The sequence below is a fragment of the Polynucleobacter sp. 78F-HAINBA genome (assembly GCF_018882325.1).
Classification (GTDB): Bacteria; Pseudomonadota; Gammaproteobacteria; order Burkholderiales; family Burkholderiaceae; genus Polynucleobacter.
This window is the reverse complement of sequence record NZ_JACVOQ010000010.1, coordinates 11,990-34,099: the sequence shown is the minus strand read 5'-3', so window position 1 is coordinate 34,099 and position 22,110 is coordinate 11,990. Positions and strand designations below refer to the sequence as shown.

The 22,110-nt window shown below is 47.3% G+C and carries 18 protein-coding genes and 1 pseudogene; 17 read left to right on the top strand and 2 right to left on the bottom strand.

Annotated elements, in window-relative coordinates; translation table 11 throughout:
• Positions 1-92 precede the first annotated feature (92 nt).
• Positions 93-662 (bottom strand): outer membrane protein OmpA, encoded by a 570-nt coding sequence (gene ompA / locus ICN11_RS09430; protein ID WP_216230171.1) that lies wholly within the window; start codon positions 660-662, stop codon positions 93-95.
• Between the two features lie 160 nt (positions 663-822).
• On the opposite strand from ompA, the gene gyrA reads away from it, so the two are divergent.
• The 15 genes and pseudogenes from gyrA (at position 823) to cysM (ending at position 18,107) form a co-directional block, all read left to right on the top strand.
• Entirely contained in the window at positions 823-3,546 is a 2,724-nt protein-coding gene (gene gyrA, locus ICN11_RS09425) for a DNA gyrase subunit A (RefSeq protein WP_216230170.1), read from the top strand.
• Between the two features lie 31 nt (positions 3,547-3,577).
• Entirely contained in the window at positions 3,578-4,675 is a 1,098-nt protein-coding gene (gene serC / locus ICN11_RS09420) for a 3-phosphoserine/phosphohydroxythreonine transaminase (protein ID WP_216230169.1), read from the top strand.
• Positions 4,675-5,769 carry a prephenate dehydratase gene (pheA, locus tag ICN11_RS09415; protein WP_216230168.1) on the top strand — a complete coding sequence of 365 codons (1,095 nt, stop codon included), beginning with the start codon at positions 4,675-4,677 and terminating at the stop codon, positions 5,767-5,769. Before serC ends, pheA begins: the two co-directional genes overlap by 1 nt.
• Complete coding sequence (hisC, locus tag ICN11_RS09410) at positions 5,766-6,896, top strand: histidinol-phosphate transaminase (RefSeq protein ID WP_216230167.1); 1,131 nt, start codon at positions 5,766-5,768, stop codon at positions 6,894-6,896. Before pheA ends, hisC begins: the two co-directional genes overlap by 4 nt.
• Before the next feature lie 32 nt (positions 6,897-6,928).
• Positions 6,929-7,810 carry a prephenate dehydrogenase/arogenate dehydrogenase family protein gene (locus ICN11_RS09405; RefSeq protein ID WP_216230166.1) on the top strand — a complete coding sequence of 294 codons (882 nt, stop codon included), beginning with the start codon at positions 6,929-6,931 and terminating at the stop codon, positions 7,808-7,810.
• A gap of 8 nt (positions 7,811-7,818) precedes the next feature.
• Positions 7,819-9,138 carry a 3-phosphoshikimate 1-carboxyvinyltransferase gene (aroA, locus tag ICN11_RS09400; RefSeq protein ID WP_216230196.1) on the top strand — a complete coding sequence of 440 codons (1,320 nt, stop codon included), beginning with the start codon at positions 7,819-7,821 and terminating at the stop codon, positions 9,136-9,138.
• A gap of 12 nt (positions 9,139-9,150) precedes the next feature.
• Positions 9,151-9,813, top strand: a complete 663-nt coding sequence (gene cmk / locus ICN11_RS09395) for a (d)CMP kinase (protein WP_216230165.1) — start codon at positions 9,151-9,153, stop codon at positions 9,811-9,813.
• Positions 9,814-9,946: 133 nt separating this feature from the next.
• Positions 9,947-11,620, top strand: a complete 1,674-nt coding sequence (gene rpsA / locus ICN11_RS09390) for a 30S ribosomal protein S1 (RefSeq protein ID WP_215301598.1) — start codon at positions 9,947-9,949, stop codon at positions 11,618-11,620.
• A gap of 52 nt (positions 11,621-11,672) precedes the next feature.
• A pseudogene (locus tag ICN11_RS09385) lies at positions 11,673-11,969 on the top strand (integration host factor subunit beta); the annotation flags it as partial.
• A 108-nt stretch (positions 11,970-12,077) separates the two neighbouring features.
• Positions 12,078-13,289, top strand: a complete 1,212-nt coding sequence (gene lapB, locus ICN11_RS09380; RefSeq protein WP_216230164.1) for a lipopolysaccharide assembly protein LapB — start codon at positions 12,078-12,080, stop codon at positions 13,287-13,289.
• Between the two features lie 21 nt (positions 13,290-13,310).
• The gene (locus ICN11_RS09375) at positions 13,311-14,675 is read left to right on the top strand and encodes a UDP-glucose/GDP-mannose dehydrogenase family protein (RefSeq protein WP_216230163.1); all 1,365 of its coding nucleotides are present in this window, start codon (positions 13,311-13,313) and stop codon (positions 14,673-14,675) included.
• Between the two features lie 40 nt (positions 14,676-14,715).
• The gene (gene rfaE1, locus ICN11_RS09370) at positions 14,716-15,645 is read left to right on the top strand and encodes a D-glycero-beta-D-manno-heptose-7-phosphate kinase (protein WP_216230162.1); all 930 of its coding nucleotides are present in this window, start codon (positions 14,716-14,718) and stop codon (positions 15,643-15,645) included.
• Positions 15,642-16,661, top strand: a complete 1,020-nt coding sequence (gene rfaD, locus ICN11_RS09365) for an ADP-glyceromanno-heptose 6-epimerase (RefSeq protein ID WP_216230161.1) — start codon at positions 15,642-15,644, stop codon at positions 16,659-16,661. Before rfaE1 ends, rfaD begins: the two co-directional genes overlap by 4 nt.
• A gap of 97 nt (positions 16,662-16,758) precedes the next feature.
• A complete protein-coding gene (locus ICN11_RS09360) occupies positions 16,759-17,154 on the top strand; it encodes a helix-hairpin-helix domain-containing protein (protein WP_216230160.1) in 396 nt (131 codons plus the stop codon).
• A 41-nt stretch (positions 17,155-17,195) separates the two neighbouring features.
• Positions 17,196-18,107: a cysteine synthase CysM gene (gene cysM / locus ICN11_RS09355; RefSeq protein ID WP_216230159.1), complete on the top strand. Its 912-nt coding sequence runs from the start codon at positions 17,196-17,198 to the stop codon at positions 18,105-18,107.
• 20 nt (positions 18,108-18,127) lie between these two features.
• Here cysM and mltB read toward each other — a convergent pair whose 3' ends face one another.
• On the bottom strand, positions 18,128-19,396 hold the full coding sequence (mltB, locus tag ICN11_RS09350; RefSeq protein ID WP_216230158.1) for a lytic murein transglycosylase B: 1,269 nt from the start codon (positions 19,394-19,396) through the stop codon (positions 18,128-18,130).
• Positions 19,397-19,479: 83 nt separating this feature from the next.
• On the opposite strand from mltB, the gene ICN11_RS09345 reads away from it, so the two are divergent.
• Both ICN11_RS09345 and ICN11_RS09340 read left to right on the top strand, forming a co-directional pair.
• On the top strand, positions 19,480-20,400 hold the full coding sequence (locus ICN11_RS09345; protein ID WP_216230157.1) for a histone deacetylase family protein: 921 nt from the start codon (positions 19,480-19,482) through the stop codon (positions 20,398-20,400).
• 47 nt (positions 20,401-20,447) lie between these two features.
• Positions 20,448-22,100 (top strand): acyl-CoA synthetase, encoded by a 1,653-nt coding sequence (locus ICN11_RS09340; protein ID WP_216230156.1) that lies wholly within the window; start codon positions 20,448-20,450, stop codon positions 22,098-22,100.
• Positions 22,101-22,110 lie beyond the last annotated feature (10 nt).

Genomic DNA, 22,110 nt, shown 5'->3' with positions numbered 1-22,110 from the left:
AGGCGTGAGAGGCTTACTGAGATAGATGAATTACGAATATAGCGGAAATAAAAAAGCCCGGCAGAACCGGGCTTTTTTACAAGTAAAAAGAATTACTTAACTGCAGCTGTACCAACAACTTCGATGTCAGTGCGGCGGTTCTTAGCGCGGCCTTCAGCAGTTGCATTAGATGCAACTGGATTGCTCTTGCCTTTTGATTCTGTGTAAATACGGCTACCGTCAACACCTTTGCTTACCAAGTAAGCTTTAACGGACTGAGCACGACGTTGGCCGAGAGCCATGTTGTAAGCATCAGTACCAACGCTATCAGTGTTACCAACAGCAATAATTACTTCTAATTTGATCTTGCTTAAGTCTTTAGCGATTTTGTCTAAAGTTGCTTTACCTTCTGCCTTCAATGTTGCTTTGTCGAAGTCATAGAGTGTGTCAGCTTGCAAAGTGATCTTGCTTTGGCTTACACCAGAAGCTTTTTTGGCTGTTAAATAACCATCGCAACCAGGAGCTGCAGTTGCAGGTGTCCAGCTGTTGTCACGCCAGCACAATGTGCCGTCGCCGTTTTTCCAATTCAAGCCAGCGCTGTTTTCCCAGTTATCAGAAGCCATTGCTGCAGATGCAGAAACAGTAACAACAGAAGCTAACAACACTTTTAGGGTTTTGTTCATTTTTAGTCCTCAAAAATCTCTTTTTTAATTAAAGTCAAACTTAAATGTAATTCGCCCTACTTTGAAGCAAAAAACCGCAAAGCGACACATCTCAATTTCGTACAAACTGACAGAATCTTAGCATAGGGGCTATCAGTCATCAAAATGATATTATTTCTAAATGGAACAAGCCGCTAAAGAAACACTACCAATATCCCTAGAAGACGAAATGCGGCGGTCCTATTTGGACTACGCAATGAGCGTCATTGTCGGCAGAGCCCTGCCAGACGTACGTGACGGCCTCAAACCGGTTCACCGCCGGGTCTTATTCGCGATGTATGAATTAAACAACGATTGGAACCGTGCTTACAAAAAATCTGCCCGTATAGTTGGCGATGTGATCGGTAAATACCATCCGCATGGCGATTCTGCGGTGTATGACACCATTGTTCGTATGGCCCAGGACTTCTCGCTGCGCTATATGCTGGTTGATGGACAGGGTAACTTTGGCTCCGTAGACGGCGATAACGCTGCTGCAATGCGATATACCGAGATTCGCCTTCGTAAGATCGCCCACGAGCTTTTGGCCGATTTGGACAAGGAAACCGTGGATTTCGGGCCAAACTACGATGGTAGCGAGAAAGAACCCCTGATTCTTCCTGCAAAAGTGCCTAATTTGCTGATTAATGGCAGCTCAGGTATTGCGGTTGGTATGGCTACCAATATCCCTCCCCATAACCTGGATGAGGTGATTACGGCCTGTTTACACGTCTTGCACAACCCAGAATGCACGATTGATGAGCTGATTGAGATCATTCCGGCCCCAGATTTCCCGACCGCCGGCATCATTTACGGGGTTCAAGGGGTTCGCGAAGGCTATCGCACCGGCCGTGGCCGTGTGGTGATGCGTGCCAAGACCCACTTTGAAGACCTTGATAAGGGTGCACGTCAGGCCATCATCGTTGACGAATTGCCATACCAAGTAAATAAAAAGAACTTACTCGAGCGCATTGCTGAGTTGGTGAATGAGAAAAAAGTAGAAGGCATCTCTGATCTGCGTGATGAATCTGATAAGTCAGGCATGCGCGTAGTGATCGAGCTCAAGCGTGGTGAAGTGCCTGAAGTCGTTCTGAATAATTTGTACAAGAGCACTCAACTGCAAGATAACTTCGGTATGAATATGGTGGCATTGGTGGATAACCAGCCGCGCCTATTGAATCTGAAGCAAATGCTCGAGTACTTCTTGCAGCATCGTCGTGAAGTAGTTACACGTCGTACGATTTTTGAATTACGCAAAGCGCGTGAACGTGGTCATGTCTTAGAAGGCTTGGCAGTTGCCTTGGCAAACATTGATGAATTTATTGCCATCATTAAAGCTGCTGCAAACCCAGTGATTGCTAAGTCAGAATTGATGAGCAAGGCATGGGATTCTTCCATGGTTCGCGAGATGTTAGCGCGTGCTGAGACAGATACTCCGGGCGGTCGCAACGCTTATCGCCCTGAAGGTTTATTGCCTGAGTACGGCATGCAGTCTACCGGCCTCTATCGTCTGTCTGATAGCCAAGCGCAAGAAATTTTGCAGATGCGTTTGCAACGTTTGACTGGCCTTGAGCAAGACAAAATCGTCAACGAGTACAAAGATGTCATGGCAGAGATTTCTGACTTGCTCGACTTACTGGCTAAGCCAGAGCGTGTCACTCAAGTCATTGAGTCTGAATTGAAAGAAGTGCAGGCTGAGTTTGGTATTGCCGGTGGTGATACAGGTCGTCGTTCATTCATTGAAATGAATGCAACTGAGTTGTTCACAGAAGATTTGATCACTCCGCAAGATATGGTGGTCACACTTTCTAACACTGGTTATATGAAGAGCCAGCCTCTGAGTGAATACCGCGCGCAAAAACGTGGTGGTCGTGGCAAACAAGCTGCCGCTACGAAAAATGAAGATTGGATTGAAACACTCTTCGTTGCGAATACGCATGACATCATTTTGTGCTTCTCCGATCGTGGCCGTATGTACTGGCTCAAAGTGTGGGAGGTTCCACAAGGTAGCCGCAATTCACGTGGCAAGCCGATCGTCAATATGTTCCCATTGATTGAAGGTGAAAAGATTACTGTGATTCTCCCGATTAAGGGATATCAAGATGATCATTACGTCTTTATGGCTACCAGCTTGGGCACTGTGAAGAAGACGCGCTTGTCTGACTTCTCTAATCCACGTAAGGCCGGAATTATTGCCGTTGATTTGAATGAAAACGACTTCTTAGTTGGCGCAGCCATTACTGACGGTCAGCATGATGTGATGTTGTTCTCTGACGCTGGTAAAGCGGTTCGCTTTGATGAGAACGATGTTCGTCCAATGGGTCGTACAGCACGCGGTGTGCGCGGTATGAACTTGGGTGAAGGTCATCAAGTGATTGCCATGTTAGTTGCCCCGGCTGAAGCTGCCGAGGGTGCTGAAGCGGTTGTCGTTGATGCGAATGGCCTGGCTATTCCAAGTAGCGTATTGACTGCAACAGAAAATGGTTTTGGTAAACGCACTCCGATTGGTGAATACACTCGTCATGGTCGTGGAACTAAAGGCATGATCGCCATTCAGACAACTGAACGAAACGGAAAAGTAGTTGCTGCTGCTTTGGTATCTCCTGAGGATCAAATTATGTTGATCACAACTGGCGGTATCTTGGTTCGCACACGTGTTTCAGAGATTCGTGAGATGGGGCGCGCAACACAAGGCGTCACATTGATCAACGTTGATGAAGGCACACGCTTGTCTGGCTTGCAGCGTATTGCTGAAAGCGATTCTGATGATGAGAATGATTTGGATGACGGTGAAGATGTTGAGGGTGGGGATGTTTCCGCTGACCCAGCAATTGACGCCAATTCTGATGAAGCTGGCGATGCCTAATTGGCATTCATACAAGGTTAATTAATTCATCATGACGTTTGACCGCCGCATTTTCAATTTCGCTGCGGGGCCTGCTACCTTGCCTGAAGAGGTGTTACAGCAGGCTGCTGCGGAGATGTTGAATTGGCAAGGCTTGGGCGCCAGCGTCATGGAAGTAAGTCATCGTGGCAAAGAGTTTATGGCTCTTTATGAGGAAGTGCTGCAAGATTTGCGCACGCTCATGGGTATTCCAGATTCTTATGAAATATTGATGCTTCAAGGTGGTGGCTTAGGTCAAAACGCCGCTATTCCAATGAATCTGATGCCTTTAGCTAAGAATGGTCCCAAGGCAGATTTTTTAGTTACCGGTGTTTGGTCTGAGAAGTCATTTAAAGAAGCTGAAAAATATGGTGTGGCTCATTTAGCTGCATCTTCAGCATCTGAAAAATTCAATACGATTCCAGATCGCTCTACTTGGCAACTATCCGATGATGCTGCTTACGTTCATTACTGTGCCAATGAAACCATTGGCGGTGTGGAGTTTCCGGATGTGCCTGATGTGAATGGCAAAACTTTGGTTGCTGACATCTCTAGCAATATTCTTTCGAAAGAGATGGATGTTAGCAAGTGCGGCGTTTGGTTTGGCGGTGCGCAAAAAAATATTGGACCGTCTGGCGTAACGATTGTGATTGTGCGCAAAGATCTGATGGGTCACAGCATGAAGATCACCCCATCTATTTGGGACTGGTCAAAGCAGGCATCAACTGACTCGATGTTGAATACTCCCCCAACCTTTTCAATCTATATGGCTGGATTAGGGTTTAAGTGGTTGCTAAAACAAGGCGGCGTAAAGGCAATCGAAAAGCGCAATCAAGAAAAAGCGGGTTTGATCTACAACTTCTTGGATCAAAGTAGTTTGTATGAGAATCGCGTTACAAAAGAATATCGCTCCAGAATGAATGTCACCTTCTTCCTGAAGGATGAGAATTTGAATGCTCAGTTTTTAGAGCAATCTAATGCAGCAGGCTTGGTTGCCTTGCGTGGGCATAAGGCGGCCGGTGGTATGCGCGCCAGTATTTATAACGCAATGCCGATTGAAGGCGTTAAGGCCTTAGTGGAATTTATGCGTGACTTTGAAAGGCGTGCCTAATGAGCTCTAAAGATCAGAGTACCGAAGAACAGCGCCTTGCGCCAATCCGCGACAAGATCGATGCACTCGATGCGCAGATTTTGGATTTGTTATCCCAGCGTGCAAAAGCAGCTCAAGAAGTTGGTCATATCAAGGGTGGTTTTTCATCACCGGTATTTAGGCCAGAGCGTGAGCGTCAAGTTGTCGCACGTCTCCAGGAACTCAGCAAGGGCCCGCTATTAGCGGATGGCATCGCCGCAATTTGGCGTGAAGTGATGTCAGCTTGTCGTGCCTTGGAGGCTCGTCAGACGATTGCGTATCTCGGGCCAGTAGGAACATTTTCAGAGCAAGCAGCGCAAACCTATTTTGGTCACTCGATTGCTGGTTTGCCTTGCAATAGTCTTGATGAAGTATTTAAGGCGGTAGAGAAGGGTGCGGCGCAGTTTGGCGTTGTTCCAGTGGAAAATTCTAGCGAGGGTGCTATCTCACGCACTTTAGATTTGCTCTTGGATTCTCCAATGCGCATCAGCGGTGAAGTGGTGCTGCCTATACGTCACCATCTCTTAACCAAGAGTGGAAATTTGGATGGCGTCACAACCGTTTGTGCGCATGCTCAGGCTTTAGCGCAATGTCAGCAATGGTTGAGTGTGCATGCCCCTCAATTAAAGCGTCAGGCAGTCAGTAGCAACGCTGAGGCAGCTCGCATGGCCTCGATTGATCCAACGCTTGCAGCAATTGCTGGTGATCCTGCTCAAGAGGCTTACGGATTGCAGGCAGTAGCCGCGCAGATTCAGGATGATCCACATAACCGTACACGTTTTGTCGTGGTTGGAACTTACGAGTGCCAACCAACTGGCAAAGATCAAACCTCATTGGTGTTATCTGTGGACAACCAGCCAGGTGCAGTGCATCGCTTGCTAGAGCCCTTGGCTAAGCATGGTGTATCCATGAATCGTTTTGAATCCCGCCCAGCTCGTAAAGGCACTTGGGAGTATCACTTCTATATTGATGTTGCTGGTCACGCTGAAGATGCAAAAGTAGCCAAAGCATTAGATGAATTAAAAACAACAGCCGCTTTTTATAAAAATCTCGGTTCTTATCCCCACTCAGCATGAGTTCTAAGTCCAATATTGGTTTAAAGCATATTCATGCGATAGCGCCCTATGTCGGTGGTCGACCTATTAGTGAGGTTGCGCGCGAATACGGCCTTGATGAAAACAAGATTGTGAAGTTGGCCTCCAATGAGAATCCATTGGGCATGCCAAAGTCAGCGCAAGATGCGATGCTTAAGGCGGCGGCAGACTTGGGTCGTTACCCAGACTCCAATGGTTTTGAATTAAAGAATGTTCTATCGGCACGCCTGGGTGTGCCAACGGATTGGATTACCTTGGGTAATGGCAGTAACGATATTTTGGAGTTAGCTGCCCGCGCAGTGGCTCAAGCTGGTGACGAAGTAATTTTTTCTAAACATGCCTTTGCTGTTTATCCATTGGCCACTCAGGCTGTCGGTGCTAAAGCGGTTGAAGTAGCTGCAACTGAAATGTATGGCCATGATTTGCCTGCGATGCTGCAAGCGGTAAAAGCTGCAGGTGATAAAGCCAAGTTGGTATTTGTGGCGAACCCAAATAATCCTACTGGTAGTTACCTGACCGCAAAAGAAATTGAAGATTTCTTAAATGCTGTGCCTGCTCATGTGGTGGTGGTATTGGATGAGGCCTATAACGAATACCTAGCTGCCGATCAACGCTATGATGCGATTGCTTGGGTGAAACGTTTCCCTAATATGATTTTGTCACGCAGCTTTTCTAAAGCATACGGTTTAGCAGGTTTACGTATTGGCTACGGGGTAGCTCAACCCGCTTTGACCGATTTACTGAATCGCATCCGCCAGCCATTTAATGTGAATAGCCTTGCGCAAGCTGCAGCGATCGCAGCGTTTCAGGATTCTGCATTCTTGCAACAAGGCTTTGAACTCAATCGTGCTGGTTTTGCTCAATTAACTCAAGCCTTTGATGCACTGGGCCTGACTTATCTCCCATCGGCCGGAAACTTTGTGCTGGTGAAGGTGGGTGAAGATGATGGCGCTGGCGCTCGCATTAATTTGGAGCTCCTCAAGCGCGGCATTATTGTTCGCCCAGTTGGAAATTATGGCCTGCCACAATGGTTGCGTATTTCAATTGGCTTGCCTGAAGAAAATGCAGCCTTTATTGCTGCACTTAAAGATATTTTGGCAAAGCAGTAATTCAACCGTAAACAGACAAATTTCATCAGGTAATGGCAATCATCAATCCCTCCAGTAATTACGGTACCGTTACCATTGTGGGCGTTGGCTTGATCGGCGCTTCTTTAGGCTTGGCCCTTAAAAAAGCAGGCGTGGTCAATAAGGTCTTGGGCGTTGGTCGTAGTGCTGCAAATTTAGATCAAGCGCTCAAGATGGGCGCAATTGATGCTGTGGTGGATTTAGTCGAAGCAGCAAAACAATCCGATGTGATTGTGTTGTGTGTGCCGGTGGCGCAGATGCGCGCTGCTTTTGAAGTGATTGAGCCGCATTTAGAGCCTCGGACCATGCTGACGGATGCTGGCAGCACTAAAGGTGATGTGATTTTGGCTGCCAAGGAAGTCCTGGGTAAAAAAGCCTGCCAGTTTGTGCCAGCCCATCCGATTGCAGGTGGCGCACAACATGGGGCAAGTGCAGCGAAAGCTGATCTCTTTGAGGGCAAGCAAACCATTCTTTGTCCGCTACAAGAAAACTCTCCGCAAGACACCGATTTAATTGAAGGCTTTTGGCAGTCCGTTGGTTCTATTGTGAAAAAGATTTCTTGTGTGCAACATGATGCGATCTACGCAGCCGTTTCTCATTTGCCGCATATTCTGTCTTACGCTTTGATGGCAAGCGTAGTGAATTCCGAAGATGCTGATCAAAAACTAAGTCATGTTGGTGCTGGCTTTAAGGATTTCACGCGCATCGCTGCCTCGAGTCCAGAGATGTGGCGTGATATTTGCTTGGGTAATCGCACCGCAGTTCTCAAAGAACTTGATCAATATTTATTGATCGTCAATCACATGCGTAAATTGATTGCTGATAATGATGGTGCGGGTTTAGAGAAATTATTTAACAAGGCCAGTAAAGCACGTCAAGATTTGGATGTGCTTTGATGAGTGGTTTGCCTAATATCAACATTGGACCATTCAAGCGAGCGCAAGGCTCGATTGTTTTGCCTGGATCAAAAAGCATTTCCAATCGCGCTTTGTTATTGGCGGCCTTGTCTTCAGGCACGACAACTCTTAAAAATCTACTGGATGCTGACGATACCCAGGTGATGCGTAATGCGCTTCGTCAATTGGGCTTATCGGTAACTGATCAAGCTGACAAAGTTTGTGTAGTTGAGGGTTGTGGTGGTAAGTTCCCAATTCAGAATGCAGACCTCTTCATGGGTAATGCAGGTACAGCGATTCGTCCCTTAACGGCGGCTTTAGCAATGCAGGGCGGTAACTACCGCTTGTCTGGTGTGCCCCGCATGCATGAGCGTCCTATTAGAGATCTAGTGGATGGCTTGCGACAAGTTGGCGCAAAGATCGATTACGAATTGCAAGAAGGTTATCCACCCATCAAGATTCTTGCTGCTGATATTGAAATCAACGATGTTGTAAAGGTGCGCGGCGATGTTTCTAGTCAGTTCTTAACTGCCTTATTGATGGCTTTGCCTTTAGTGGCAAAAGAGCCTGTCAGGATCGAAGTGATTGGTGAATTAATTTCTCGCCCTTACATCGATATCACGCTCAAATTAATGGCTCGCTTCGGTGTCAAAGTTGCTTGCCCTGATGCGCAGTCGTTTGTCATTCCTGCCAAGACTTCTGATGCGGTATATCAAAGTCCTGGTGCCTTATCGGTTGAGGGTGATGCATCCTCCGCTTCTTACTTCTTAGCGCTTGGTGCGATTGGTGGTGGACCGGTGCGCGTCTTAGGTGTGGGTAGTGAGAGTATTCAGGGTGACGTTGCTTTTGCCGATGCACTCGCATTAATGGGCGCAAAGATTTCTTCTGGTGAAGATTGGATTGAAGTTGCCGGCGTGAAGCATGCGAATGGCAAGCTCAAGGGCATCACAATTGATTGCACAGAAATTCCGGATGCAGCGATGACGCTCGCTGTTGCTGCATTGTTTTCTGAGGGCCCGACCCGCTTAAACAATATTGCCAGTTGGCGCGTGAAAGAAACCGATCGTATTGCAGCGATGGCAAAAGAATTGAAGAAAGTTGGCGCTATTGTTGAAGAGGGTGCGGATTACATCGTGGTGCAAGCCCCTCAATCACTTGCTGATTGGAAGTCTCCTGCTGAAGGTATTGATACATACGATGACCATCGCATGGCGATGTGTTTTTCCTTGGCAGCTTTTGGTCCTAATGCGCTTCAGATCAATGATCCCAATTGCGTTGCTAAAACCTTCCCAACTTACTTTGCTGAATTTGCAAAGATCGTTTCCTAAAAGTCTTTTTTGATGAATCTACCTCCAGTCATCGCCATTGATGGACCTACCGCCTCGGGCAAGGGGACGGTTGCCTCCTTGGTAGCTGAAAAGCTGGGTTTTCATTACCTGGATAGTGGAGCCTTGTATCGACTGGTTGCCTTGGGTAGTCAAAAAGCATCCATTGACCCCCAAAATGGCCCAGAACTGGGTATTTTGGCTAAAAAACTGGTGATTTCCTTCAAAAATGGCCAAATTTTGCTCAATTCTGAAGATGTGACTGAGGCCATTCGCACTGAAAGTATCGGTTTGCGTGCTTCAGCAATCGCAGTGCATCCAGAGGTAAGACAGGCTTTAGTGGGTGTTCAGCATGGTTTTAGGGTTGTTCCAGGCTTGGTTGCTGATGGGCGCGATATGGCAAGCGTCATATTTCCGGATGCAGTTCTGAAGGTTTTTCTCACTGCAACAGCTGAAGCTAGGGCCGAGCGTCGGTATAAGCAATTGATAGCTAAGGGAATTTCTGCTAAACTAGGCGACTTGCTGCAGGATTTACAAGAGCGCGATGCCAGAGACAGTAGTCGAGGTGCCGCACCTTTGTTGGTTGCAGACGGCGCCAAAGTGCTTGAAACATCAGAATTATCGATAGATCAAGCAGTTAAGACGGTTTTGGATTGGTATCAATCAAAAATAGCTTAATTTTTGGTGGGCAGTAGAAGTTGTTTTGGCGTCTTAAGAAACTCTACAACGCGATTTTCTAATTTAGCGTGTTTCTTGGGGCTTTTTTAACCTAACCCGTCAGGCCTTCTGGCGGCACAAAGTGAATATATAAATGTCTGAATCATTTGCAGAACTATTTGAAGAATCATTAACCCGATCGAATATGAAGACCGGCCAAGTTATTTCGGCTGAAGTACTTCGCATCGACCATAACTTCGTCGTTGTTAACGCTGGATTGAAATCCGAAGCGTTTATTCCTGTTGAAGAATTCCATAACGACGCTGGCGAGATTGAAGTAGCTCCTGGCGATTTCGTTTCTGTTGCTATTGACGCTCTTGAGAACGGCTATGGCGACACAATCCTTTCCCGTGACAAAGCTAAGCGCTTGGCATCATGGATGAACTTGGAAAAAGCTCTCGAGCAAGCTGAAATCGTTACCGGTACTGTTACTGGTAAGGTTAAAGGCGGCTTGACAGTAATGGTTAACGGTATCCGCGCATTCTTGCCTGGATCACTCGTTGATACACGCCCAATCAAAGACACCAGCCCTTACGAAGGTAAGACGATGGAGTTCAAGGTTATCAAGCTTGACCGTAAGCGTAACAACGTAGTGTTGTCACGTCGTGCTGTTGTTGAAGCTAGCCAAGGTGAAGAGCGCGCGAAGTTGATGTCTAACCTCAAAGAAGGTAGCGTTGTTCAGGGTATCGTTAAGAACATCACTGACTACGGCGCATTCGTGGACCTCGGTGGTATCGATGGCCTCTTGCACATTACCGATTTGGCATGGCGTCGTGTGCGTCACCCAAGCGAGATGTTGACTGTTGGTCAAGAAGTTACAGCAAAGATTTTGAAGTTCGATCAAGAGAAGAACCGTGTTTCACTTGGCGTGAAACAACTTGGTGATGATCCATGGGTTGGTATCGCTCGTCGTTACCCACCAAACACCCGTTTATTCGGTAAGGTAACTAACCTGACTGACTACGGCGCGTTCGTTGAAATCGAATCTGGTATCGAAGGTTTGGTACACGTTTCTGAAATGGACTGGACTAACAAGAACGTTGCTCCAAGCAAGGCTACTGCATTAGGAACCGAAGTTGAAGTAATGGTTCTGGATATTGATGAAGACAAGCGTCGTATTAGCTTGGGCATCAAGCAGTGCAAAGCCAATCCATGGGAAGAGTTCTCACGTGGCCAACAAAAAGGCGACAAGCTGACTGGCGCAATCAAGTCTATTACTGACTTTGGTGTGTTCATTGGTTTGCCTGGCGGTATCGACGGTTTAGTTCACCTCTCAGACCTTTCATGGAATGAGCCAGGAGAAGAAGCTGTTAAGAAATACAAAAAAGGCGACGAAGTTGAAGCTACTGTATTGGCTATTGATGTTGAGAAAGAGCGTATCTCTCTCGGTATCAAGCAATTGTCTGGTGACCCATTCAATAACTACACATCCGTAAGCGACAAGGGTAGCCTTGTAACTGGCACTGTGAAGGCTGTTGATGCTAAGGGCGCAACCATTCACTTGGCTGATGAAGTTGAGGCTTACTTGCGTGCTTCTGAGATCTCAACAGATCGCGTTGAAGATGCACGCAATGTATTGAAAGAAGGTGACACTGTTACTGCAATGATCATTAATATTGATCGCAAGTCCCGTGCAATCAATCTTTCAATCAAAGCTAAAGACAGCTCTGACCAACAAGACGCTATGAGCAAACTCCAGGGTGATGCGCAGTCCGGCACAACCAACTTGGGTGCTTTGTTAAAAGCGAAGTTGGACAATCAAGGCTAAATCAATATCGCCGCTTTCCACTAGGAGAGCGGCGGTTTTTTATTGATAGATCATGTCAGATCAAGAGCAACAAGCAATTACTCGCTCCGAACTCGTGGAGAGCTTGGCGGAACAGTTTCCCCAGCTACTACCTAGAGATGTGGAGTTGGCAGTAAAAACATTGCTAGACACCATGACTCACGCTTTAGCCGAAGGCAAGCGGATTGAGTTACGCGGTGTTGGCAGCTTTGTTTTGCATCACCGTCCTGCGCGTACTGGTCGTAACCCAAAATCTGGTGAGAAAGTATTGATCCCGGAAAAACGGGTGCCCCATTTCAAGCCTGGTAAAGAATTACGTGAGCGCGTGGATTACAAGCCTCTGAAGCAGGTGAGCCCTAAAGAGGGTTCTGGTGCCTAGTCACATAGCGCATATCCAGTGGTCCATTCGGACCATTTTTTTATTGATGTTCTGCTCAGCATGATTCAGATCGCAACCTCCTGGCTACTGTTATTACCAGTCATGTTTGGCATTGGCTGGTTGGCTTCGCGCTGGGATTTGCGTCTTGAGAATCGCATGGATGAGCGCGAGCGTATGCGTCAGCAACGCTCGACATTTAAAGGCTTAAGCCTTTTATTAAATGAACAGCCGGATCAGGCGATTGAAACCTTGGTCAAGATTGCTCAGCTCGATCCCGAAACAATTGAACTTCATTTTGCTTTAGGTAATTTATTCCGTCGCCGTGGTGAGACTGAGCGTGCAATTCGAGTTCACCAGCACCTGGCTAATCGTGATGACTTAAAGCCACGCGATCGAGATCATGCTGCTTATGAGTTGGGCCGTGATTTTCTGCGTGCCGGATTATTGGACCGCGCCGAAGCATCATTAAATCGTGTTGGTGAAGGTAAGTTCGCTGCTCCTGCAAAAGAGAGTTTGCTCGAGATGTATCAGATCGAGCGAGACTGGAAGAAAGCCATCGTTGCCGCAAGCGAGCTTGAGGGCTTGCAAGGAAAATCCCACCATACTGAAATTGCCCAATTTCATTGTGAGTTAGGTCAAGAAGCATTGCGTCGCAAGGATTTGCCAGAGGTAGAGCAATCCGTTCAATTGGCATTGCAAGCAGTTCCGCATCATGCGCGTGCGCTGATTTTGCAAGGGGATTATCTGATTGCAATGGATCGTCCAGCGCAAGCCATTGAGGTATGGGCTGTGATTACTAAAACACATCCTGCTTATATGCATTTACTCGCAGATCGTTGGATGGCGGCGCATGCTACGCTGAATAAAGCGGATGAAGGCTTAAGCGCGCTCTGCGAATTATTAAAAACACAAGCTTCTGGTGAGTTGCTCGATATTGTTCAAAAGCACATGACTCAAATTCGTGGAGCTCAAGCTGCTGAAGTGATGTTAGTTGAAGTGATGCAGCATTCACCAAGCTTGAGCGCGCTTTCTAAGTTGGCTGAGACCCGTTTGGCTTTAGCGGAAAGCAATGGCACGCCTGAGCGAGTATCGGATTTACAGGCAACACTCAGTTTATTGAAGCAGCGCACAACCAGCTTGGCCCGCTATACCTGTGGCAATTGTGGTTTCCGTGCGAGACGTTTTTACTGGCAGTGCCCAGGCTGCAATCATTGGGAGGCATACTCCCCAAGACGCAGTGAGGGAGCCGTTCCTAGCGGCCCTTCAATGTAATCTGAATTACTTGGAGATATTATGAAAGTCACCATCATCGGCAGCGGTTACGTTGGTCTTGTTACCGGCGCCTGTTTAGCGGAGCAGGGTAATAACGTCTTTTGCGTTGACGTAGATCCCAAAAAGATTGAGATTCTCAATTCTGGTGGCGTACCCATTTATGAGCCAGGCCTCAAAGAGATGATTGAGCGCAATCACGCCGCTGGCCGTTTGCAGTTCTCTACCGATATTGCCGCTTCTGTTGCGCATGGCGACATTCAATTTATCGCTGTTGGCACTCCTCCCGATGAAGATGGCTCGGCTGATCTTCAGTACGTTGTAGCGGCTGCTCGTAATATTGGTCGTCATATGACCACCCCTAAAGTCATTGTCGATAAGTCGACTGTGCCAGTGGGCACCGCTGATAAGGTTGGCGCTGCTATTGCTGAAGAACTTCAAAAGAGAGGTCTCTCGCCAGAGCTGTGCTCAGTAGTTTCTAATCCTGAGTTCCTTAAAGAGGGCGCGGCGGTAGAAGACTTTATGCGCCCAGATCGCATTGTGATCGGTACGCAAAACTCACCAGCTGGCTTGCGTGCTAAAGAGCAAATGCGCAAACTCTACGCGCCATTTAATCGGCACCATGAGCGCACCTATTACATGGATGTGAAAAGCGCTGAGTTAACTAAATACGCCGCAAATGCCATGTTGGCCACCCGCATCTCCTTTATGAACGAGCTAGCCAATCTGGCTGACTTGGTTGGGGCTGATATTGAAGCGGTACGCCAGGGTATTGGTTCGGACTCTCGTATTGGTTATGGATTTTTGTACTCCGGTACTGGTTATGGTGGTTCTTGCTTTCCGAAGGATGTTTCCGCTTTATCCAAAACAGCTATTGAACATGGCAGAGATCTAAAGATCCTTGATGCCGTTGAAGCGGTGAACGAAGCCCAAAAATACATCTTGGTAGAAAAGATTGAAAAACGCTTTGGTGCTGACCTTAAGGGCAGGAAGTTCGCCCTTTGGGGTTTAGCCTTCAAGCCGAACACAGACGATATGCGCGAAGCCCCAAGTCGTGTGATTATTCAAGAGCTGGTTAAGCGTGGAGCTCAGATCGTGGCTCACGACCCAGTAGCGATGCCAGAAACCAAACACTGCCTTGAGGCGGACTTCAAAGGTAACCCAGAAGGCCTTAAACAAGTGACTTTGGTAGATGACCCAATGGCAGCAACTCAAGATGCCGATGCCTTAGTGATCGTCACTGAGTGGAAGGCTTTCCGCAGTCCGGATTTTGACCTTCTGAAAGCCAAACTGAAGAACCCCATCATCTTTGATGGCCGTAATCTGTATGAGCCACAAGCTATGCAAGAATTAGGCATTGAGTACCAAGGTATTGGTCGTCATAATTAATTACAAGTAAAAAGTATCAATTAGAGAGATTAGTTACATCGTGGAAAAAGCTAACCGAGAACAATTTTCTAAAGCCCGCTTACTAGTGGTGGGTGATGTCATGCTTGATCGCTATTGGTTTGGTGATACGAATCGGATTTCTCCTGAGGCACCGGTGCCAGTTGTTCAAGTTGGCAAAATTGATGAGCGTTTAGGTGGCGCTGCCAACGTGGCTCGCAACGTAGCGGCTCTCGGTGCCAAGACAACGATCTTGGGTGTGATTGGTGATGATGAGCCGGGTAATCGCGTTAACGAATTGTTGAAGTCAAGTGGGGTCGATAGCCAGCTTGAAATCGATAGAAAAGTTCCGACTACTGTGAAGTTGCGTGTGATTGCAAGACAGCAGCAATTAATTCGTTTGGATTTTGAAGAGGCCCCTAGTGAGGCTGCTTTGGCGCATAAGCTAGAGCGCTATGAGAAGTTGGTAGGCGACGCTGATGTGGTGATTTTGTCTGATTACGGCAAAGGCGCCTTAGGCCAAGTAGCTTTGATGATTGAGCAAGCACGCACTCAAAAGAAAATGATCCTGGTTGACCCTAAGGGTGATGATTACGCTAAATATCGTGGTGCCACTGTGCTCACACCAAACCGTAGTGAGTTGCGTCAGGTAGTTGGTCAGTGGACTAGCGAAGAAGATCTCACAAAGAGGGCGCAGGATCTCAGAAAATCTTTAGACCTTGAGGCACTACTCCTAACGCGCTCTGAAGAGGGTATGAGTTTATTTACCGATGCTGGAGTGAGTCACGTTAAGGCGCAGGCACGTGAAGTGTTTGATGTTTCTGGTGCGGGTGATACGGTTATTGGCACGCTCGCAGTGGCCTTAGCAGCCGGCTGGCCACTTGAAAGAGCGATGGCTTTGGCAAACCGAGCTGGTGGCATAGTGGTAGGTAAGTTAGGTACAGCCACCGTTACTTCTGAGGAATTGCAATGACGATTATCGTAACCGGCGCCGCTGGATTTATTGGCGCCAATATTGTTCAGGCGCTTAATGCGCGTGGTGAGAAAAATATTATTGCGGTCGATGATTTACGTCCCGCTGATAAGTACCGCAATCTTGCGGACTTAGACATCATTGATTACCTTGATAAAGATGAATTTCTAGAAGCATTTAGAAGTGGTCGATTTGGTAAGGTGAGGGCAGTGTTTCATGAAGGCGCTTGCTCCGATACGATGGAAACTGACGGCATCTTCATGATGGCGAATAATTTCCGCTACACCATGGACTTGCTTGATATCTGTACAGAGCAAAAAGTGCAGTTACTCTACGCCTCTTCAGCTGCTACTTATGGTGGTTCTGATGTATTTGTAGAGAGCCGCGAGCATGAGAAGCCGTTAAATATTTATGGTTACTCGAAGTTCTTATTTGATCAAGTAATGCGTAAGCGTTTTGCTGAAAAATCCAATGCTGCTCAAGTGGTCGGATTTAGGTACTTCAATGTCTATGGCCCACGTGAATCCCACAAAGGTCGCATGGCCTCCGTGGCTTTTCATCAATACCACCAGTACAAGGCCAATGGCAAAGTTAAGCTCTTTGGTGAATATGGTGGCTACGGAGCTGGCGAGCAAAGTCGTGACTTTGTCTCAGTAGAAGACGTAGTAAAAGTGAATTTGTATTTCTTGGATCACCCAGAAATCAGCGGTATCTTTAATTTGGGTAGTGGCCGTGCGCAACCATTTAATGATGTTGCTCATGCAGTGGCCAATGCCATGCGTAAAATCGATCATGCCAATCCAGCTAGCCTAGAAGAACTAGTTAAAGAAAAGGCAATTGAATACATTCCGTTCCCAGATGCGCTCAAAGGTAAGTACCAGTGCTTTACGCAAGCAGATTTAACCAAGCTACGCGCCGCTGGATACTCAGAGCCCTTCCTGAATGTGGACCAGGGCGTCAGTCGTTATATTGCCTGGCTATCGGCCAATGCAGATTTCTTGGCAAGCCCGCTATAAGTAGTTGAAAACAGTCAACCGACTGAATCTTTACTCGTTGTAACTGATCCACTTGCACTTTGTGTGAGTGGATTTTTTATTAACCGATGGAGATTAAATGAATCAATTATTAAAGTCTTTGGTATTTTCAGTATTTGTAGCTGTCTCAGGATTGGCTGCCGCTTCACCAATCAACGTCAATACCGCAACTCAGTCTGAGTTAGAGAGTATTAAAGGAATCGGACCATCAAAAGCAAAAACAATTATTGCTGAGCGTTTGGATGGCGGACATTTTCAGGATGCTAATGATTTGCAAAAGCGAGTGCGCGGCATCGGCATGAAATCCGTAGAAAAGATGGTGGATAACGGTTTAACCATTGAGGCACCCAGCTCTTTTCGTGAACCTCACGGCAGGACTAATAAAGAGGGCTCCAAGGCTAGCAGACGTGGCTCACGCAGTCAAAGTGGTTCGCGCCATCCTTCGGATCGTCCGGAACCAAGTCGCCGAAATTAAACCCTTTTACGTCTAAGCTAGCTTATGGCTAAAATGGTTTCATGAGCACACCTTCTTACTTAACTATTTCACAGACTGTGGGTAATACACCCCTGGTTCGTTTGCAACGCATTTCTGGCGCAGAAAATGATTCCAAAAATAATCTGATCTTAGGAAAGTTGGAGGGTAATAATCCAGCGGGGTCGGTGAAAGACCGGCCTGCGCTGTCGATGATCCTGCGCGCCCAAGAGCGTGGCGAAATTCAACCTGGTGACACTCTCATTGAGGCTACCAGCGGCAATACTGGCATTGCTTTGGCGATGACTGCTGCGATGTTGGGCTATAAGATGGTTTTGGTCATGCCTGAGAATCAGAGTATTGAGCGTCGACAAAGTATGGCTGCTTATGGTGCCGAATTAATTTTGACGGCGGCTTCTGGTGGCATGGAATTTGCCCGTGACTATGCGCTGCAATTACAAAAAGAGGGTCGCGGTAGATTGCTTGATCAATTCGCGAATCCGGATAACCCACGCGCTCACATCGAAACTACTGGTCCAGAAATCTGGCGTGATACGGATGGTCAAGTGACCCATTTCATCTCAGCGATGGGAACCACCGGAACAATCACTGGAGTTTCTACCTACCTGAAGTCCATGAATCCCAATATCCAAATTATTGGCGCTCAACCGGAGGAAGGTTCACAAATTCCGGGTATCCGTAAATGGGCTCCAGAGTACCTGCCGAAGATTTATCAAGGTGATAAGGTTGATCGCATTGAGTATGTGAGCCAAGCAGATGCTGAAGAGATGGCTCGTCGCCTTGCTGCTGAAGAGGGTATTTTCTGTGGGATTTCAGCTGGTGGCGCTTTAGTTGTTGCCTTGCGTATCGCTCGCCAGGTAGAGAATGCAACGATTGTATTTATCGTCTGCGACCGTGGTGATCGCTATCTGTCCACCGGAGTGTTTCCGGCGTAAGATATTTAGCTGGAAGTTGATTAAGTCTGCTTTTGTTTTTTCTTGCTAGCAGTCTTCTTGGGCTTGGACTTAACCGCGTCACCTGACTTTACTTCTGGCTTCGCTTTAGTTGAAGCTACAGGCACCACACTTTGGTTCTTGTATCCCAGTGCTTCTGCAAACTCAGCAACACTTTGTGCGTAAAAGTAGCTGCGGTTGTACTGCACAATTGTCAGGAAATTATTTAAACCAACTACATAACGAACCTGATCGTTGCCATCTTTATCGGGGTAGGGAAGGTCGACAATGAGCGCCTTGCTTTGTAGCTCAACTCCACCTGCTTGAAGATCGCCTTGATCTTTGCTCAAGATGCCTTTTGCGATGAGTTCTTGAACTGAGTATTTCAGCTGAGGTTCACCGTCAGCTAGGGCTCTTGCCTCACTAATGGATCCCTCCTGCACAGGGAAGTAAATCGGCATTCCCGGTTGCCATCCATGTTTTCTCATAAAGTTAGCCACACTAGCAATCGCATCCTTAGAGCTCTGCTTGAGGTCAATATGCCCATCGCCATCACCATCTACTGCAAAGCTGCGAATGCTACTTGGCATGAACTGGGGTAAGCCAATGGCGCCCGCATAAGAGCTGTTCTGATTTAAACAGGCATTAAAGCGAGTTTGGTTCAATCCTTGCTTGCTATTGTTGGCGGGCAAGTTGCCGCCACCCTCGGTCCAGCACATGAGGATGAGTTCCTTAAGCTGGTCTTTAAAGAGTTGCTCTCGGCTGGCTTTGTTGGGAGTATCTGGATAGCTGAAGGCCAATGTAGAAAGTACATCCTTTACCCGGAAATTTCCAGTTTGACGGCCATAAATGGTTTCAATCCCAATAATGGATACGATGATTTCGGCTGGAACCCCTGATTCTTGTTCAACCTTGGTCAAGTAGGCCTGGTTTTGCTCCCAAAAGGCCTTGCCGGCCTTGATGCGAACCGGTTCAATGAAACGCTTGCGATAGGCCACCCAATTCTTTTTAAAGGTGCCCGATGGGGGTAACACCAATTTGCGTATGGACGGAATCGTTTTAGCATCTGAGAAGCCTGATTCAAGGCTTGCCTGAGGGATTCCCTGGGTTTGGGCAATTTGAGTGATTAATTGATTGAGGTTTTGGCTAAAACGGGCTTCTATGGCGGCATCCTCAGACTGGTTTACGATAGTCTCTGTAGGGCTAACTTGCTGGATGGGAGTGCTTGAGCAAGCGCCAAGCAGTAGTGCTATGAACAGTATTGAAGCAAGGTAGGAGACGCGAAAATTCATGGATAAAAAAATGGGTTTTTGAAGGGTTGGCAGGTTTTATTAGATTATAAAAATTATAGTTTTGCTATTGAGGATTTCTAGTAATGACAACAGGATACATAACTCATCCAGATTTTTTAAAACATGAGATGGGTAGTCATCATCCCGAGTGCCCAGAGCGCATTCAGGCAATCAATGATCAACTCATTCGTAGTGGCATCGATCGCTTTCTGCACCATCTCGATGCGCCGCTAGCAACTGAAGATCAGTTGGAGTTGGTTCATAGCCCAGATCATATTGCCTTTGTTAAAGAGCGCTCACCAGCGAGTGGTTATTTCATGCTCGATGGCGATACCATTATGAACCCGCACACTTGGAGCGCTGCGCTACGTGCAGCGGGTGCCGCTATCGCAGGTGTTGATGCGGTGATGAAGGGCGAGGTTGAAAATGTGTTTTGTGCAGTTCGCCCTCCTGGTCACCATGCAGAGCCAACCCGCTCTATGGGATTTTGTGTGTTTGATAACGTCGCAGTAGCTGCGCGCTATGCGATGGAGACATACGACATCGAACGTGTAGCCATCATCGATTTTGATGTGCATCACGGTAATGGCACTGAAGCAGCGTTTTTTAATGACCCCAATGTCCTCATGTGTAGCTTCTTCCAGCATCCGTTTTATCCATATAGCGGTTTAGACGGGGCAAACAACATGGTGAATGTCCCTTTGCCAGCTTCAACTCGAGGAGATGTAGTGCGCTCGATAGTAGAAGAGCAATGGTTGCCACGTCTGAGAGATTTTGAGCCAGAGCTCATCATCATCTCTGCAGGCTTTGATGCTCACCGTGAGGATGATTTAGGGCAAATGGGCTTGGTAGAAGACGACTATGCTTGGATTACCAAGCAGCTTAAGGTGATTGCAAACCAATACGCGCAAGGCCGCATTGTCAGCTGCTTGGAGGGTGGTTACAACCTTTCCGCTTTGGGTCGTAGCGTAGTGGCTCATGTCAAGGCGCTTGCTGACATTTAAATGTCATCGAAATTTAGATTAAAAAAAGAGCAATATTCAAGGAACGCATGACTAATATTTTTGAGCAGGGTTTAGATCGTAACCCAGCGAACTTCACTCCGATCACTCCACTATTATTTCTTGAACGATCAGCTGAAGTCTATCCGGATCGCTTGGCAATCATTCATGGCAAATTGCGTCAGACTTGGAGTCAGACTTATGAGCGTTGCCGTCGCTTTGCAAGCGCTTTGCAAAAGCATGGTATTGGCCTAGGCGATACAGTTGCTGTGATGTTGCCCAATACGCCGCCCATGGTTGAGGCGCATTTTGGTATTCCGATGGCAGGGGCGGTATTAAATGCCTTGAATACACGTCTTGATCCGGAGTCAGTTGCTTTTATGTTGAATCACGGCGAAGCAAAAGTCGTGATTGTGGATCCAGAATTTTCTGGGGTGATGAAAAAAGCTCTCGAGATCGCCAAGAAAGAAAGTGGGCGCGAGTTTTTAGTAATTGATGTTGAGGAAAAAGAATTTGATGTTCCTGGCGAAAAGCTTGGCAAGCTTACTTATGAAAAATTCCTATCTGAAGGAGACCCTCAATTTGCATGGCAAGTCCCTGCGGATGAATGGCAAGCGATTTGCCTGAATTACACCTCGGGAACAACCGGCAATCCGAAGGGCGTGGTGTATCACCATCGCGGCGCAGCGATTAATGCTGTTTCTAATATCTTGGATTGGGATATCAACAAGCACCCCATTTATCTTTGGACGCTTCCAATGTTCCATTGCAATGGCTGGTGTTTCCCATGGACAGTGGCTGCACGTGCCGGCATTAACGTCTGCCTACGTCGCGTGGATGCACAACATATTTTTGCTGCTATCAAAGAACACGCTGTCACGCATTACTGCGCCGCCCCGATTGTGCATAACCTATTAGTGAACGCCCCTGATGAATTAAAAGAGGGAGTGCCTGCTGGCGTGAAGGGCTTAATTGCTGGTGCTGCACCGCCAGCTTCGATCATTGAGGGCATGGAAAAGCTTGGATTTGATTTGACACACGTCTACGGCTTAACTGAAGTCTATGGTCCGGCAGCGGTTTGTGTAAAGCAGGATGAGTGGAATGAAGTGGATATTGGTGAGAGAGCTCGCCTTAATGCCCGCCAAGGTGTTCGTTATCACATGCAACAAGCGATCGCCGTTCTCGACCCTGAAACCCTTGAACCCGTTCCCGCTGATGGCGAGACGATGGGTGAGATCATGTTTAAGGGCAATATCGCCATGAAGGGTTACCTCAAGAATGAGAAGGCAACCAAAGAGGCCTTCGAGGGAGGTTGGTTTCATTCAGGCGACTTAGCGGTGATGAACCCTGATGGCTATGTCAAGATGAAAGATCGCAGCAAAGACATCATCATTTCTGGCGGTGAAAATATTTCTTCCGTAGAGGTTGAGGATGTTCTCTATCGCCACCCTGCAGTAATAGCCGCGGCGGTTGTTGCGAAGCCTGATCCTAAGTGGGGTGAAACTCCTTGTGCCTTTTTAGAAATTAAGCCTGGCATGGAAGTGACGCCGGCTGACATCATTGCCCATTGCAAGCAACATTTGGCTGGATTTAAGGTTCCAAGGGCGATTGTTTTCTGCGAGCTGCCAAAGACCTCTACTGGCAAGATTCAGAAGTTTGAATTGCGCAAGCAGGCGGGATCCGCTTCAGCAATCGACGTCTAGCCTTAGTAGG